General features: G+C 61.5%; 15 protein-coding genes. 8 read left to right on the top strand and 7 right to left on the bottom strand.

The genetic code is table 11. From position 1 onward, the window contains the following. Nucleotides 1-13 precede the first annotated feature (13 nt). Both PMI40_RS11075 and ylqF read left to right on the top strand, forming a co-directional pair. Nucleotides 14-1,435, top strand: coding sequence for an MFS transporter (locus PMI40_RS11075; RefSeq protein ID WP_008115222.1), 1,422 nt, complete (start codon nucleotides 14-16; stop codon nucleotides 1,433-1,435). A gap of 133 nt (nucleotides 1,436-1,568) precedes the next feature. Further along, nucleotides 1,569-2,531 (top strand): ribosome biogenesis GTPase YlqF, encoded by a 963-nt coding sequence (gene ylqF / locus PMI40_RS11070; RefSeq protein WP_008115219.1) that lies wholly within the window; start codon nucleotides 1,569-1,571, stop codon nucleotides 2,529-2,531. Between the two features lie 140 nt (nucleotides 2,532-2,671). Here the strand turns inward: ylqF and PMI40_RS11065 are convergent, their stop codons facing one another. The 5 genes from PMI40_RS11065 to PMI40_RS11045 form a co-directional block, all read right to left on the bottom strand. Next, nucleotides 2,672-3,487 carry a hypothetical protein gene (locus tag PMI40_RS11065; protein WP_008115217.1) on the bottom strand — a complete coding sequence of 272 codons (816 nt, stop codon included), beginning with the start codon at nucleotides 3,485-3,487 and terminating at the stop codon, nucleotides 2,672-2,674. Between the two features lie 39 nt (nucleotides 3,488-3,526). Beyond that, nucleotides 3,527-4,090: a hypothetical protein gene (locus tag PMI40_RS11060; RefSeq protein ID WP_008115214.1), complete on the bottom strand. Its 564-nt coding sequence runs from the start codon at nucleotides 4,088-4,090 to the stop codon at nucleotides 3,527-3,529. Between the two features lie 236 nt (nucleotides 4,091-4,326). Then, complete coding sequence (locus PMI40_RS11055; protein WP_008115212.1) at nucleotides 4,327-5,127, bottom strand: MetQ/NlpA family ABC transporter substrate-binding protein; 801 nt, start codon at nucleotides 5,125-5,127, stop codon at nucleotides 4,327-4,329. 77 nt (nucleotides 5,128-5,204) lie between these two features. After that, nucleotides 5,205-5,858 carry a methionine ABC transporter permease gene (locus PMI40_RS11050; protein ID WP_008115210.1) on the bottom strand — a complete coding sequence of 218 codons (654 nt, stop codon included), beginning with the start codon at nucleotides 5,856-5,858 and terminating at the stop codon, nucleotides 5,205-5,207. Further along, nucleotides 5,848-6,885, bottom strand: coding sequence for a methionine ABC transporter ATP-binding protein (locus tag PMI40_RS11045; RefSeq protein WP_008115208.1), 1,038 nt, complete (start codon nucleotides 6,883-6,885; stop codon nucleotides 5,848-5,850). Before PMI40_RS11045 ends, PMI40_RS11050 begins: the two co-directional genes overlap by 11 nt. Nucleotides 6,886-7,294: 409 nt before the next feature. Here PMI40_RS11045 and PMI40_RS11040 point away from each other — a divergent pair, with 409 nt between their 5' ends. Then, the gene (locus tag PMI40_RS11040) at nucleotides 7,295-7,684 is read left to right on the top strand and encodes a DUF4148 domain-containing protein (protein ID WP_008115206.1); all 390 of its coding nucleotides are present in this window, start codon (nucleotides 7,295-7,297) and stop codon (nucleotides 7,682-7,684) included. Between the two features lie 410 nt (nucleotides 7,685-8,094). Here the strand turns inward: PMI40_RS11040 and groL are convergent, their stop codons facing one another. Then, nucleotides 8,095-9,744 (bottom strand): chaperonin GroEL, encoded by a 1,650-nt coding sequence (gene groL / locus PMI40_RS11035; protein WP_008115203.1) that lies wholly within the window; start codon nucleotides 9,742-9,744, stop codon nucleotides 8,095-8,097. A gap of 70 nt (nucleotides 9,745-9,814) precedes the next feature. Beyond that, on the bottom strand, nucleotides 9,815-10,105 hold the full coding sequence (gene groES / locus PMI40_RS11030; RefSeq protein WP_008115200.1) for a co-chaperone GroES: 291 nt from the start codon (nucleotides 10,103-10,105) through the stop codon (nucleotides 9,815-9,817). Nucleotides 10,106-10,441: 336 nt separating this feature from the next. On the opposite strand from groES, the gene PMI40_RS11025 reads away from it, so the two are divergent. The 5 genes from PMI40_RS11025 to PMI40_RS11005 all read left to right on the top strand — a co-directional run. Continuing rightward, on the top strand, nucleotides 10,442-10,753 hold the full coding sequence (locus PMI40_RS11025; RefSeq protein WP_008115198.1) for a hypothetical protein: 312 nt from the start codon (nucleotides 10,442-10,444) through the stop codon (nucleotides 10,751-10,753). Between the two features lie 118 nt (nucleotides 10,754-10,871). Beyond that, nucleotides 10,872-11,372: a hypothetical protein gene (locus PMI40_RS11020; RefSeq protein WP_008115196.1), complete on the top strand. Its 501-nt coding sequence runs from the start codon at nucleotides 10,872-10,874 to the stop codon at nucleotides 11,370-11,372. Between the two features lie 163 nt (nucleotides 11,373-11,535). Then, nucleotides 11,536-12,384 (top strand): ABC transporter substrate-binding protein, encoded by an 849-nt coding sequence (locus PMI40_RS11015; RefSeq protein WP_157221500.1) that lies wholly within the window; start codon nucleotides 11,536-11,538, stop codon nucleotides 12,382-12,384. Further along, complete coding sequence (locus PMI40_RS11010; protein WP_008115191.1) at nucleotides 12,381-13,238, top strand: amino acid ABC transporter permease; 858 nt, start codon at nucleotides 12,381-12,383, stop codon at nucleotides 13,236-13,238. Before PMI40_RS11015 ends, PMI40_RS11010 begins: the two co-directional genes overlap by 4 nt. Nucleotides 13,239-13,265: 27 nt before the next feature. Continuing rightward, on the top strand, nucleotides 13,266-14,034 hold a 769-nt coding region (locus tag PMI40_RS11005; protein ID WP_008115189.1), incomplete at its 3' end, for an amino acid ABC transporter ATP-binding protein.

Raw genomic sequence — 14,034 nt, 5'->3', positions numbered from 1 at the left:
CAGAAAGAACATCATGTCATCCGCTCAATGCCCTGCCGCACCTGGCGCCTGCCTGCCGCGCGCCCAACCTGACGGTGGCCTGCTGCCGCTGGTGGCGCTGGCCATCGGCTTCGTCATGGCCATGCTGGACGTGACGGTAGTCAACGTCGGCCTGTCCAATATCGCCGGCAGCCTGGCCGCGCCGCTGTCGACGCTGGTCTGGATCGTCGACGGCTACACGCTCACCTTCGCCGCCATGCTGATGGTCGGTGGCGCCCTGGCCGACCGCTATGGCGCGCGGCGCCTGTACCTGCTGGGCCTGTCGCTGTTCGTGCTGGCGTCGTTGCTGTGTGGCGCCGCGCCCAACGGGCCTTTCCTGATCGCGGCGCGCTTGCTGCAGGGGCTGGGCGCGGCCTTCTTCATGCCCAGTTCGCTGAGCCTGTTGACCCATGTCTACGAGGATGACCGGGTACGGGCCCGCATGCTCGGCGTGTGGTCGGCCACGGTCGGGCTGGCTGCCGCCATCGGTCCGCTGGTGGGGGGCGTTTTGATCAGCGCGCTCGGCTGGCGCAGCGTGTTCCTGATCAATGTGCCGGTGGGGCTGCTGGGCCTGTGGATGGCGCGGCGCCTGGTCCCGCAGGTGGCCAGCCAGCCACGTGTGCTGCACCTGCTGAGCCATGTCCTGGGCGTTGTCATGCTGGCTGGCTTGTCGTTCGTACTGATCCAGGGCCCGGTATATGGCTGGACCTCGCTACGGATCGCGGCGGCGGCCATCGTGACCCTGCTGGCCAGCGCGGCGCTGGTGCGGCACGAGCGCCGTGGCACGGCGTCGCTGCTGCCGCGCGCACTGTTTGCCACGCCCCAGTTTGCGGCAGCCAACGGTATCGGTTTCCTGATCAACTTCAGCGTCTACGGCACCCTGTTCTACCTGGCCCTGTTCCTGCAGCAGGGGCGTGGCGCCGACGCCTTGCATACCGGCTTGCAACTGGTGCCGATGATGGCGGTGGTCTTCGTGGGCAACCTGAGCTCGGGACGCATGTCGGCCCATTGGGGACCGCGCGTGCCGTTGTTGCTGGGCCTGTCGGTGGGCGCCTTGTTTACGGCCATCGCCACCAGCTTCACCCCGGCCACGCCTTACTGGGTGCTGGCTTGCATCTGCGCACTGGCCAACCTGGGCGTGAGCACCGCCATTCCCGCCATGACCACGGTCGTGATGCAGGTGGCCGGGCGGGCGCATGCCAACAGCGCGGCGGCGGCGCTCAATGCCAATCGCCAGATCGGCGCCCTGGTCGGGGTGGCGGTCATGGGCGCCGTACTGCACAGCTTCGATCAGTGGCAGGTACGCAACCCGGTGGCCTTCAGCAGCATGGCCTTGGCTTATGCGCTGGCGCTGTGGCTGGTATGGCGCTTCGTGGAAGTTGTCAGATGGAAAGCCGCGACGGCGGCCGACGCGTGAATCGCCCCAATCTGCTGCATCGATGCCACTAAACGCCTGCCGTGACGATACGGCAGGCGTTTTTTTAGGGGGCGGGGCGCTGCAAGCCGTAAAATAGCGCCTCGACGAAATACGCAAGAAAGAAGAAACCCGCATGTCCATCCAATGGTTCCCCGGCCACATGAACGCCGCCCGCAAGAAGGCGGCCGAGGCGATGGAGAAGGTCGACCTGGTCATCGAGGTGGTCGATGCCCGCCTGCCCGAAGCCAGCTGCAATCCCATGATTGCCGAGTTGCGCGCGGCACGCCAGCGACCTTGCCTGAAGATCCTCAACAAGACCGACATGGCCGACCCGGCCGTCACCGCCGCCTGGATCGCCTATTACAACGCCCAGAAGGGCGTGACCGCGGTCGCCTTGTCGTGCAAGAAGCCGGCCGACGTCGCCCGCGTGCCCAAGCTGGCCTTGCAGGTGGCGCCGCACCGCGGCACCGCCTTGAAGCCCTTGCGCATGATGATCATGGGCATCCCCAACGTCGGCAAGTCGACGTTGATGAATGCGCTGCTCAAGAAGCGCGTGGCAGCCGTAGGCGACGAGCCCGCCGTGACCAAGACCCAGCAGCGCCTGTACCTGGGCAACAACATGGTGCTGACCGATACCCCGGGCATGTTGTGGCCCAAGATCGCGCATCCCAGCGATGGCCTGATGCTGGCGGCCAGCCACGCGGTGGGCAGCAACGCGCTGATCGAGGAAGAAGTCGCCACCTTCCTGGCCGACCAGCTGCTGCAGCGCTACGGACACCTGTTGGCGGCGCGCTATGGTTTCGACCTGGCGGGCATGGATGGCGTGGCAGTGGTGGAAGGCGTGGCCGCCAAGCGCGGCTTCCGCATCAAGGGCGGCGAGTACGACTTCGAGAAGGCGGCCCACGTGTTCCTGCAGGATTACCGCAGCGGCGCATTGGGACGCATCACGCTGGAGACGCCGACTTCGCGCGCCGAACTGCTGGCCAGCTACCAGTCGACCGACAATCCGGATGCGCTCGATGACGAGGGCGAAGAAGAAGAGGAAGAAGAATACGACTGGCGCAATGCGCCGGATCATCGCGGCGGACGGGACTGAGCCGCTACCGCTTGCTGAATGCAATAATGCATCGGATCATCGTTCTGACCGGGCCCGATGGTGCGCGTTTTTGCGGGCTGCGTTGAAGCTGTGACTGGAGCTTGCTGGCTGTTGTCGTGCTGGCGGGCGTTCGATGCGATTTAAAATTCAGTGCCCCAGTATGGGACGTAATCTCTGCCGCAAGAGAAGGACGGCATTCTGCCGATGAACGGCGGTGGCGGGACAAATGACGGGAATGAAGGACCGAAACTTCTAGGACCCATGAAGCCACTCCCCATGTCCGATGAGAAACCTGCATCTGTGACGGATACCGGGCGAAACGGGGGTGTTGGCGGTTCAGGGGGCGGCGGCATTGTGTTGCCAAGAGGGCCGACGGTGACTGTGCCCTCTGGCGGTCCGATCCACTTATTCAACTCGATCGATATGGCCTGGCCGGGCTTCAACCATCTCGTGTCCCATGGATTTGATGTGAATGGATCCGGAAACTTCAGCATTTTCATGTTGATCAGGAACATGAAATCGTCGATGTTATCCAGCGGAAGAATATCCCCCTCGTTTTTTGTCGGATTCATGCCAATCACTTCCAACGCTTTCCAGACGAAGTCCACACAGCTGTTAGTGACAGCGTGATAGTTGTCGAGGTCGAAGCCGAACTGCTTTGGGCTTCGAATAAATCGCTCCAACGTCCTGGCTTGGTCTTCAGTGATTTCATACAAAGCGGTGAAGGCGGGCAGCCCCTCATAATTATTTCCATCATTGTTGAAAACTGTTCCTGGCGCCGACGAAGTTTCTGATTTTGGATTTTCTGGACCAAAGCCTGCCTGCGTGCTTTTGCCGTCAGGGGAAATCATTTCAAACCAGGTATGGCCAGCAAGCGATCTTGTCGTTTCGCCGCCTTTCAGTGAATAAAGTGTGCCGGGTGTCTCTATATGCAGTTTCAACACATGCTTGCTCATTGCTGAACTCCTTCAGTATTGACGGCAGTAAAATCCCATTCAGACCTTGCGACTGAAGCGCTCGAATCTGAACAGGGTCTGGAAATCGATCTGGGGGACGGGCGCCAGGTTATCGACGCGTACGCGATAAATGCCCGGTGTGAGTGTGCGTGCATACAGCATTTGTCCCCGCCATGCGGCGGCGCCGTTTTCAGCTTGCAGCGTATATTGGGGTTTGGTGTTCGCGACGAACTCTTCGTCGTGAAAATCATTGTGCTCATCGATGGCATCGACCCGGATTCGAAACCTGAACGGACTCGGCGTCGGCGCTAAATCGCCGATGGCGAAGCCCTGGTAAATGCGGGTGAGCGCATCCTTTTTTTCTTCTGGCCAGTCGTGCCGCATGACCAGGATCAGCGTGAACTGATGCGGTCGCTCGTCATCCCTCACCCGCACCAGCAGGTCGATCTGTTCGCCACCCTGCTGCAGCGGAAACGGCATCACGTATCCGCTTTCCTGCACGCCTGGCATCACCCTTGGTTCATCGGCGCAACCGCTTGTGGCGCCGCTGCCCAATATGGTTGAAGCCAATAGCGCCAGTCTCTTAAGCTTCCACATCAACATCGTCGACTCCCGCAAGATCGTGTTGGATGCGGGATAAGTTACGGCAGCGGGCGAGAGTGGGTAGAAACACTAAGCCGGCTATAAAAACATTTAGAAATAATTTCGCCATGCCGGCATGATGGGTAACGCGTCTGCCTGTCATGGCCATTTCGGCGCGCCCAACAAAAAAGCCCACCGATTCACATCGGTGGGCTTTTCGCTGCGTCCCCGCCAGGGAACGGAGGGGAAGGTTCACATCACCAGGAGGTGATGACCGAACCCTTGTACTTTTCCAGCACGAATTTCTTCACTTCCGGGCTGTGGTAGGCCTTGACCAGCTTGGCGACCCATGGCTTGTCCTTGTCGGCCGTACGCACGGCCAGCACGTTGGCGTAAGGACCGGTGGAGGCTTCCACCGAGATCGCGTCCTTGGTCGGCGACAGGCCGGCCGATTCGGCGAAGTTGCCGTTGATGACGGCAGCGTCGAAGTCATCCAGCGAGCGTGGCAGTTGAGCCGCGTCCAGTTCGACGATCTTGACCTTCTTCGGGTTGTCGACGATATCCAGCGGGGTTGCCTTCAGGCCGGCGTCGGCCTTGAGCTTGATCACGCCCTTGGCTTGCAGCACCAGCAGTGCGCGGCCGCCGTTGGTCGGATCGTTGGGCACGCCGATGCGGGCACCCGACTTCAGCTCGTCCAGCGACTTGATCTTCTTCGAATAGATGCCCATCGGGAAGGTGATGGTGCTGCCGACGCTGACGAACTTGTAGCCACGGTCCTTGATCTGCGCGTCCAGGTAAGGCTGGTGCTGGTAGCTGTTGGCGTCCAGGTCACCGCCGGCCAGCGCCGCGTTGGGCTGGATGTAGTCGGTGAATTCGATGATCTGCAGCTTGACGCCGTCTTTGTCGAGCAGCTTCTTGACCTGCTCCATGATCTCGGCGTGAGGGCCGGCGGTGACGCCGATCTTGATCGGCTTGTCTTGCGCCTGCACGGGCGCGGCGATCAGGCTGGCGACTACACCCAGGCCTGCGAAGAATTGAATCAACTGACGACGGTTCATGACTTTCCTTTCAATTACACATAAGTCGCAGCGGGTAGCCGCGGTTTGTTTTGATGCCGGAACGAAGTGCCACGCTGTCAGCGATGGCTCAGCTTGCGCACCAGCAGGTCCCCAAAAGACTGCACCAACTGTACGAAGACGATCAGGATCAGCACTACCGCCAACATCACTTCCGGCAGGAAGCGCTGGTAGCCGTAGCGGATGCCCAGGTCGCCCAGGCCGCCGCCGCCGATGGCGCCCGCCATGGCCGAATAGCCCACCAGGCTGACGAAGGTGATCGTGAGACCGGCGACGATACCAGCAAATGCTTCCGGTACCAAGACCTTGTAGATGATTTGCCAGGTGGTCGCGCCCATCGCTTGCGCCGCTTCCACCAGTCCGCGGTCGACTTCGCGCAGGGCGGTCTCGACCAGCCGTGCAATGAAGGGCGCCGCGGCGATGGTCAGCGGCACGATGGCCGCGGCGGTACCGATCGAGGTGCCCACGAAGAAGCGCGTCATCGGGATCACCGCCACCAGGAGGATGATGAAGGGGGTCGAACGCACGGCGTTGACCAGCAGGCCGGCGATGCGGTTGAAGGCGGTATTGGGCAGGATGCCGTTGCGGTCGGTCAGGTGCAGCGCAATGCCCAGCGGAATGCCCAGCAGCGAACCCACCAGCCCCGAGATGACCACCATCATCAGGGTTTCGCCGAAGGAGCTGATGAAAAGATCGATCAGTTCAGATGACATGGTTCAGCTCCTCGACGACGACGCCCTGCGAGCGCAGGTATTGCATTGCATTGTTGATGTTTTCCGGCGTGCCGTTGGCCAGGATGGCCAGCGAACCGAATGCCTGGCCCTGGATCTCGTCGATCTGGCCGTGCAGGATATTGAAGTCGAGGTTGTAGCGCCGTACCGCTTCCGACAGGTGCGGCTGGTCCACGCCCGAACCGGTAAAGGCAAAGCGGAACAGGTGGTCGGTGCCCTGGCCGTTCTCGGCATTGGCCAGCCGTACCCGCAGGCGCTCGACCACGCCACGCGGCAATTCATGGGCGATCACGTCGCCGATCAGCGCGCGGGTGACTTCATGGCGCGGCTGGCGGAACACATCCAGCACCTCGCCCTGTTCGATCACCTGGCCGGCTTCCATCACCGCCACGCGATCGCAGATGACCTTGATCACTTCCATCTGGTGCGTGATGAGCACGATGGTCAGGCCCAGCTCCTGGTTGATCTTGCGCAGCAGTTCCAGGATCGAGCGGGTGGTTTCCGGGTCCAGCGCCGAGGTTGCCTCATCCGACAGCAGGACCTTGGGTTCGTTGGCCAGGGCGCGCGCGATACCCACGCGCTGCTTCTGGCCACCCGAGATCTGCGCCGGGTAACGGTCGCGCAGCTTGGTCAGGCCCACCAGTTCCAGCAAGGGTTCGACCTTCCTGGCGATCTCGGCCTTGGACTTGCCGGCCAGCTCCAGCGGCAGCGCGATGTTGTCGTAGACGGTGCGCGACGAGAGCAGGTTGAAGTGCTGGAAGATCATGCCGATGCCGCGCCGGGCATCGCGCAACTGGTCGGCCGACAGCGCGGTCATGTCCTGGCCGTCGAGCACGATGCGCCCGGAGGTCGGGCGGTTGAGCAGGTTGATGGTACGCACCAGCGTACTCTTGCCGGCGCCGCTACGGCCGATGATGCCGAAGATCTCGCCTTTGCGGATCGACAGATCGACATCGCGAACCGCTTCGACGTCGCCGAAGCGCTGGGTGACAGCTTGGATTTCGATCATGATGGGAACAGAAAATGGCAGCGGTACTGTGCGTCTGGGCCCACTGCCGCAACATCGTCAGATGTCCGGCTTGGACGCACCACAGTCTCCACTGCCATCAATTTTTTTATAAGAAGCCGCCATTTTACGGCGCTGAGGTTATAAGGGGAAAACAAATTTTCGCCTATGCATATAACGGTAATGTCTGATGAACCAAGGCGGTGGGACGGATATTGTTCCGGATTAAGAAATTATTACTTTCGTCGGGTGCTGTTTTTCTCGATATGCGAAAAGATTAAAGTTCGTCTGCGGTCCGGAACAAGGCAAACCAACACCGGCACCACCAGCGCACCACGCCGTCATTGCAAATCAGCGGTGCGCCACGAAAAGACCAAATTTGCATTACCTCGCATCTTGCAGAAAGCACATCATGAAATCCCGTCAAGTCATCATCGCCCTCGTCCTCGCCGCCACCGGCAGCCTGGCATTGGCACAGGACGTTTCCGCCCAATCGACCCAGCCGCAAGGCAAGACCCGCGCCCAGGTCATCGAAGAGCTCAAGCAGGCACGCGCGGCCGGCCTGGTCAGCAGCGGCGACTACGATTATCCCAAGCTGGCACCGTTCGTCTCCACCAAGACCCGCGCCCAGGTCATCGACGAACTCAAGCAGGCGCAAGCGCGCGGCGAAGTCAACGTGGGCGACGCCAACTATCCCTACACGCCGGAATTCGTCTCGACCAGGACCCGTGCCGAGGTCCAGGCAGAGCAGGAGCGGTACGCAAACAATCCCGACCCGCAAGGCCTGTATCGCGGTTATTGATCCGCCGCTGGCAATCGCCGTTTTGGCAGTCCGATAAAGAATCGATTGACCCTTCGGGGCAAGTCACGAGCGTTCGCGCCGCCAGTAGCCTGGCGCGGATGGGCCAGGCGTTCATGTGAGAGAGGCCCACGACTCGTCACTTGCCTCCCGCTACCGGATGGCCATGCCATCGGCCTGCGGTTGGGGCCGTTTGCAGTCTGCGGCGGCCCTTTTTTTGCGCCCGCGCTTTCGTCGTGTGATGCCATTGCCCGTTGCGCGTTGCCCGTCGCCTGCGCGCGGACAAGCGTCATCCACTTGCGCCGCAATCAGCCCCGCAATGAGAAACCCCCCGCACCGTTACCGGTGCGAGGGGTTTCTTGCGGTCGGCGCCCGTTACCGGCAAGCGGTATCGGCCGCCGGGCCGACGGCGATTACATCATGCCGTCCATGCCACCCATGCCGCCCATGCCACCCATGCCGCCTGGCATACCGGCTGGCTTGTCTTCTGCCACTTCGGCCACCAGGGCGTCGGTGGTCAGGATCAGGGCAGCCACCGAAGCAGCGTTTTGCAGTGCCGAACGGGTCACCTTGGCTGGGTCCAGCACGCCCAGTTCAACCAGGTCACCGTAGGTGCCGTTGGAGGCGTTGTAACCGAAGTTGCCAGTGCCTTCCAGCACCTTGTTGATGACTACCGATGGTTCGTCGCCGGCATTGAACACGATCTGGCGCAGTGGTTCTTCGATAGCGCGCAGGACGATCTTGATGCCAGCTTCCTGGTCAGGCGTGTCACCCTTGAGGTCCTTCACGTTGGCACGTGCGCGCAGCAGGGCCACGCCGCCGCCAGGAACCACGCCTTCTTCGACAGCTGCGCGAGTAGCGTGCAGTGCATCTTCGACGCGCGCCTTCTTTTCCTTCATTTCGACTTCGGTGGCAGCGCCAACCTTGATCAGTGCAACACCGCCGGCCAGCTTGGCGACGCGTTCTTGCAGCTTTTCACGGTCGTAGTCCGAAGTGGCTTCTTCGATTTGCGCGCGGATTTGCTTGACGCGTGCTTCGATGCCGATGGCTTCGCCTGCGCCGTCGATGATGGTGGTGTTTTCCTTGCCGATTTCAACGCGCTTGGCTTGGCCCAGTTCGGCCAGGGTAGCCTTTTCCAGGGTCAGGCCGACTTCTTCGGCGATGACTTGGCCACCGGTCAGGATAGCGATGTCTTCCAGCATGGCCTTGCGACGGTCGCCGAAGCCAGGGGCCTTGACGGCAGCGGTCTTGAGGATGCCACGGATGTTGTTGACCACCAGGGTTGCCAGTGCTTCGCCTTCGACATCTTCAGCGATGATCAGCAGAGGACGGCCAGCCTTGGCGACTTGTTCCAGGATCGGCAGCAGGTCACGGATGTTCGAGACCTTCTTGTCGAACAGCAGGATGAACGGGTTGTCCAGTGCAACAACCTGCTTCTCTTGGTTGTTGATGAAATAAGGCGACAGGTAGCCGCGGTCGAACTGCATACCTTCCACGATTTCCAGTTCGTTTTCCAGCGACTTGCCGTCTTCGACGGTGATGACGCCTTCCTTGCCGACCTTGTCCATGGCCTTGGCGATGATGTCGCCGATGTCCTGGTCGGAGTTGGCCGAGATCGAACCGACCTGGGCGATTTCCTTGTTGGTGGTGGTGGGCTTGGACAGGTTCTTGACTTCAGCCACGATGGCGGTCACTGCCTTGTCGATGCCGCGCTTGAGGTCGGTCGGGTTGAAGCCCGCTGCGACGTACTTGAAACCTTCGCGAACGATGGCCTGGGCCAGCACGGTTGCGGTGGTGGTACCGTCACCGGCGTTGTCGGAGGTCTTGGAAGCGACTTCCTTGACCAGCTGCGCACCCATGTTTTCCAGCTTGTCCTTGAGTTCGATTTCCTTGGCCACGGACACACCGTCCTTGGTCACGGTAGGGGCGCCGAAGCTGCGCTCCAGGACCACGTTACGACCCTTGGGGCCCAGGGTGACCTTGACTGCGTTGGCCAGGATGTTGACGCCGTTGACGATCTTGGCGCGTGCTTCATCGCCGAAAATAACTTGCTTTGATGCCATGTTGGATTCTCCAGAAATTCGGTTGAATTCGTTTTACCGTGCAGCAGCCGAGGGCGGCTGCGACGCGAAATTACTTCTCGACGACAGCGAACAGGTCTTCTTCGCGCATGACCAGCAGTTCCTGGCCATCGATCTTCACGGCTTGGCCGGAATACTTGCCGAACAGGACACGGTCACCGACCTTGACGGCCAGTTGACGGACCTTGCCATCTTCCAGGATCTTGCCATTGCCGACGGCCAGGACTTCGCCTTGGTCCGGCTTTTCGGTCGCTGCATCAGGCAGAACGATACCGGAAGCAGTCTTGGTTTCCTGGTCGAGGCGCTTGACGATTACGCGATCGTGCAAAGGGCGAAGATTCATGAGAACTCCTTAAAAATCAATAAGTTGGCAATAATTGCGGCGATGGCTGCAATGGTTTTTCTTCCAAATGCAGCAAGACTCACCGCATGAAAAAGGGAAATAGGCCGAGAAGGGCTGTTAGCACTCTCCTGCGACGAGTGCTAAGTATAGGGACGGGTGGGGGAATTTTCAAGACGCTTGTTGATCCGCAGTTCAATGTATCGCGAGCCACGGCGCGTCAGGGGTCGTTCCGCAGCCCGAGGGCCCCGCATTATAGATATCGCCGTTGCATTCCCGATGAAAAAAACAGCATCAAAAAGCTTGCAAGCTTTTTCGTATATGATAAGGTATACGAAAATGAAGCTAGCCGATTCAACCTCGCCGCCGCGTATCTCATTGGCGGCCAGCCATGCCTATCCGGGCTGTCCGGTGCGGGTAGTGGGCATCGATGTGCGCCGGGAACATGCCTGCGTAATGGTCGAGTTTGCCGATGGCGTGACCGTCGCCGGGAGCTGGATACCGGGGCGAGGGCAGGGCGCAGAGTTGCATATCGCTGCCCATGCCACCGCACGCGGCACCGCGATTCCGGCCAAGCGCTGGTGGCTGGCACCCGCTGACGATCCCGCAGAAGGCGCCGGGACCTGGCGCGTGAAGCGCCGATTGGCCTGAGAGGAATGACGTGCGGATTTGCACGCCTTACTAAGTATACGAAAACGTATACGATAATGCGCGCTACCGGTACAGGTGGGCGCTTGTTTGTAGTTGATTCATCCTAAAGGAGAGTTGCATGTATTACTTTGGTTATTGCACCTGGCTGCACGACGTAGAATTACGCCGCTTCATGCCGGAGGCAAAGGTGATCACCACCGGTCGCGCCCCCAATCACAAGCTGCAGTTCCATGCGGCAGCCGGGCGCAGCGACCGCGGCTGGTGTCACTTGAACGATATCAACGAGGCATGGGGAACTGCCGCGTTGGGGATCGTGGTAGAGCACCCACCGAAGCACTTCGAGGAAGACTATGACGACTTCGAACGCTGCTTCCTGACGGTGCTGGGAGACGACGGCAAGACCTATGACTGCTGGACCTACCGCATGAGCAATCCCGGCCAACCGATGCGCCCACCAAATTTCTATTGGCAGCACATCCCGGACGGCATGGTCGAGCAGCAACTGCCGCAAGACTATATCGACTCGGTGCGGGCCACCTATGAGGCAGCCGCTCCGTGTCCACGTGCCGATCGTCCGAATCCATCGGCGATCCCCGGCCGGGGCGCCGATACCCGCTGAGCCAGGGCGGGCCGACGCAAAAGCAAGGCAGGCAGGTCGGAGCGCATGCCGCAACCGGGGCGCTCCGGATCGACACGACGAAACGAAATATCAATCGAACAGATCGAGGGAGGCTGTGTTGAACAAGATAGCGAAGTCCGTTGCACTATGTCTGCTGGGCGTCATGCCTGCATTGAGTCTGGCCCAGGCGGGCGGCGCGACCGGCATGGTCGCCAGGGAGCTGCGCGAGGCCCTGCCCGCGACCATCAAGAGCAGCGGCACGCTGCGCGTGGGGTCGCAGCAGACGTTTCCGCCGGTGGAATATCGCGAGGATGGCAGCAACGAGGTGCAGGGGTTGTCGGTCGACCTGCTGCGCGAGATCGCGTCCCGGCTCGGGCTCAAGGTGCAGTACGTGCATGCCGAGTATGCTTCGTTGATCCCGGGGATCCAGGCCGGACGCTTCGACGTGGCATCGGGCGGACTGTCCGATACCGAGGAGCGCGAAGAGAAACTGGATTTCGTCAATTACTTCAACTCGGGCGTGGGCATGCTGGCGCTGGCGGCCGAGAAGTCGTCCGTCAATACCATCGACGACCTGTGCGGCAAGGGCGTGGCCACGTTGCTGGGCAGCCGCGTCATCGTCAATGCCGTCAACGCCGCATCCGAGCGCTGTAGCGCGCGCGGCCAGCAGAAGATCCGCATCGAGCAGCTGCCGGCCGCACCCGACGCCCGCATGCAGCTCGACCTGGGGCGGGTCCATGTCTACCTGGGCGACATTCCTGCATTGGTGTACCTGGCCTCGAAATTCCCGGGCAAGTATCGCATCGCAGGCGGCAATTACACCTTCACCTCTTACATCCTGTCGTGGGGCACCGATAAGTCCAACCCGGCGCTGCGGGACGCCATCTTTGCCGCCGCGAAGTCGATGCAGGCCGACGGCAGCTACCAGAAGATCATGGGTAAGTGGAATTCGAGCGGCTTTGCGCTGCCCGAGATCACCATCAACCTGCCTGCAAGCAAACGCAACAAATGACCGCGATGATCGAACCCATCGCTGCCGCCGGCAAGACCTTTACCGTGGTCCGCCGCCGTTCATGGCTACCCTGGCTGCTGGCGGCCCTGATCCTGGTCGGCGGCATCCGCCTGGTGGCCGCCGCCATCTCGTCGCGCATCCTCGACCTGAAGGTAGTGGCCAGGTACATCCTCAGCGAGGAAATCCTGACCGGCGCCGTCAATACCTTGATGCTGGGCACCACCGCGCTGGCCATCGCACTGGTGCTGGGGCTGCTGGTGGCGCTGATGCGGCTGTCACGCAATCGCTTGCTGGCGCCCATTGCCGGCGGCTATGTCTATGTGTTTCGCGGCACGCCGCTGCTGATCCAGATCGTATTCTGGTTCAACGCCTTCCCGACCATGTTCCCGGACTTCAGCCTGCCGGTGCCCTTTACCGGCCAGGCGCTGGTGCAGGGCAAGATGACCGACCTGATCACGCCGTATCTGGCGGCGCTGATTGCCCTGTCGCTGGCCGAGGCGGCCTATATGGCAGAGATCATCCGCGCCGGCATGCTGGCGGTGGACCACGGCCAGCGCGAGGCGGTCAAGGCCCTGGGCATGACGCCACTGTCGATCCTGCGGCGGGTAGTGCTGCCGCAGGCCTGTCGCATCATCCTGCCGGCCACCGGCAACCAGTACATCCTGCTGTTGAAGTCGTCCTCGCTGGCGTCGGTCATCGGCTACCTGGAACTGGTGCGCATCTCCACCGACATCTACTCGGCCAACTTCCGGGTGGTCGAGCTGCTGGCCATCGCCGCCTTCTGGTACCTGGTGATGACGGCCTTCGTGACGGCGCTGCAGTCGCTGCTCGAACGTACCTTCCCGCAACGCTGACGGCTGGCTCTACGAAAAGGAATCGAATTGGAATCGGTATTCATTGACAACGTCTCTAAGTGGCGGGGCGCCCAGCGTGTATTGGCCGATGTCACGGTACGCGTGATGCCGGGCGAGGTGGTGGCGTTGCTGGGGCCGTCGGGCGCGGGCAAGTCGACTCTGCTGCGTTGCGTAAACCACCTCGAGGTGGTGGACCAGGGGCGGATCTTCGTCGAAGGCTCGCTGATCGGCTACCGCCAGGCCGGCGACAAGCTCTACGAACTGAAGGAAAGCGAAATCTGCGCCCAGCGCTCGCGCATCGGCATGGTGTTCCAGAATTTCAACCTGATCCGCCACCTCAGCGCGCTCGACAACGTCATGCTGGGCCCGCTCAACGTGCTGGACATGTCGCGCGAACAGGCCAGGCGCCGGGCGCACGACCTGCTGCAGATGGTCGGGCTGGGGCACAAGGCGGCGTCGTTTCCGTCCCAGTTGTCGGGCGGGCAGCAGCAGCGCGTGGCCATTGCGCGCTCGCTGGCCATGGAACCGGGCCTGATGCTGCTGGATGAACCCACCAGTGCGCTCGATCCGGAACTGGCCGAAGAGGTGCTGGCCACCATCCGGGCGCTGGTGGCACAAGGGCGTACCATGATGATCGCCACCCACGACATGGCGCTGGCGCGTGACCTGGCCGACCGGGTGATCTTCATGGAAGCCGGCGCGGTGGTCGAGGACGTCCCGGCGCCGCAGTTCTTCGAACGCCCCCGCAGCGAACGCGCGCGCCAGTTTCTCAAGCGGCTGGCGCCGCAGCCGCAGC

It is taken from the genome of Herbaspirillum sp. YR522 (assembly GCF_000282575.1).
GTDB lineage: Bacteria > Pseudomonadota > Gammaproteobacteria > Burkholderiales > Burkholderiaceae_D > Herbaspirillum.
This window is presented reverse-complemented; position numbering and strand designations above follow the sequence as displayed.

What these genes read in the sequence shown, in the direction of transcription:
- PMI40_RS11045 (WP_008115208.1), bottom strand. Translation starts at nt 6,885, where the DNA reads ATGATCGAAATCCAAGCTGTCACCCAGCGCTTCGGCGACGTCGAAGCG.
- PMI40_RS11010 (WP_008115191.1), top strand. Translation starts at nt 12,381, where the DNA reads ATGACCGCGATGATCGAACCCATCGCTGCCGCCGGCAAGACCTTTACC.
- PMI40_RS11015 (WP_157221500.1), top strand. Translation starts at nt 11,536, where the DNA reads ATGCCTGCATTGAGTCTGGCCCAGGCGGGCGGCGCGACCGGCATGGTC.
- PMI40_RS11020 (WP_008115196.1), top strand. Translation starts at nt 10,872, where the DNA reads ATGTATTACTTTGGTTATTGCACCTGGCTGCACGACGTAGAATTACGC.
- PMI40_RS11075 (WP_008115222.1), top strand. Translation starts at nt 14, where the DNA reads ATGTCATCCGCTCAATGCCCTGCCGCACCTGGCGCCTGCCTGCCGCGC.
- PMI40_RS11060 (WP_008115214.1), bottom strand. Translation starts at nt 4,090, where the DNA reads ATGTTGATGTGGAAGCTTAAGAGACTGGCGCTATTGGCTTCAACCATA.
- PMI40_RS11025 (WP_008115198.1), top strand. Translation starts at nt 10,442, where the DNA reads ATGAAGCTAGCCGATTCAACCTCGCCGCCGCGTATCTCATTGGCGGCC.
- PMI40_RS11040 (WP_008115206.1), top strand. Translation starts at nt 7,295, where the DNA reads ATGAAATCCCGTCAAGTCATCATCGCCCTCGTCCTCGCCGCCACCGGC.
- ylqF (WP_008115219.1), top strand. Translation starts at nt 1,569, where the DNA reads ATGTCCATCCAATGGTTCCCCGGCCACATGAACGCCGCCCGCAAGAAG.
- PMI40_RS11065 (WP_008115217.1), bottom strand. Translation starts at nt 3,487, where the DNA reads ATGAGCAAGCATGTGTTGAAACTGCATATAGAGACACCCGGCACACTT.
- groES (WP_008115200.1), bottom strand. Translation starts at nt 10,105, where the DNA reads ATGAATCTTCGCCCTTTGCACGATCGCGTAATCGTCAAGCGCCTCGAC.
- PMI40_RS11050 (WP_008115210.1), bottom strand. Translation starts at nt 5,858, where the DNA reads ATGTCATCTGAACTGATCGATCTTTTCATCAGCTCCTTCGGCGAAACC.
- PMI40_RS11055 (WP_008115212.1), bottom strand. Translation starts at nt 5,127, where the DNA reads ATGAACCGTCGTCAGTTGATTCAATTCTTCGCAGGCCTGGGTGTAGTC.
- groL (WP_008115203.1), bottom strand. Translation starts at nt 9,744, where the DNA reads ATGGCATCAAAGCAAGTTATTTTCGGCGATGAAGCACGCGCCAAGATC.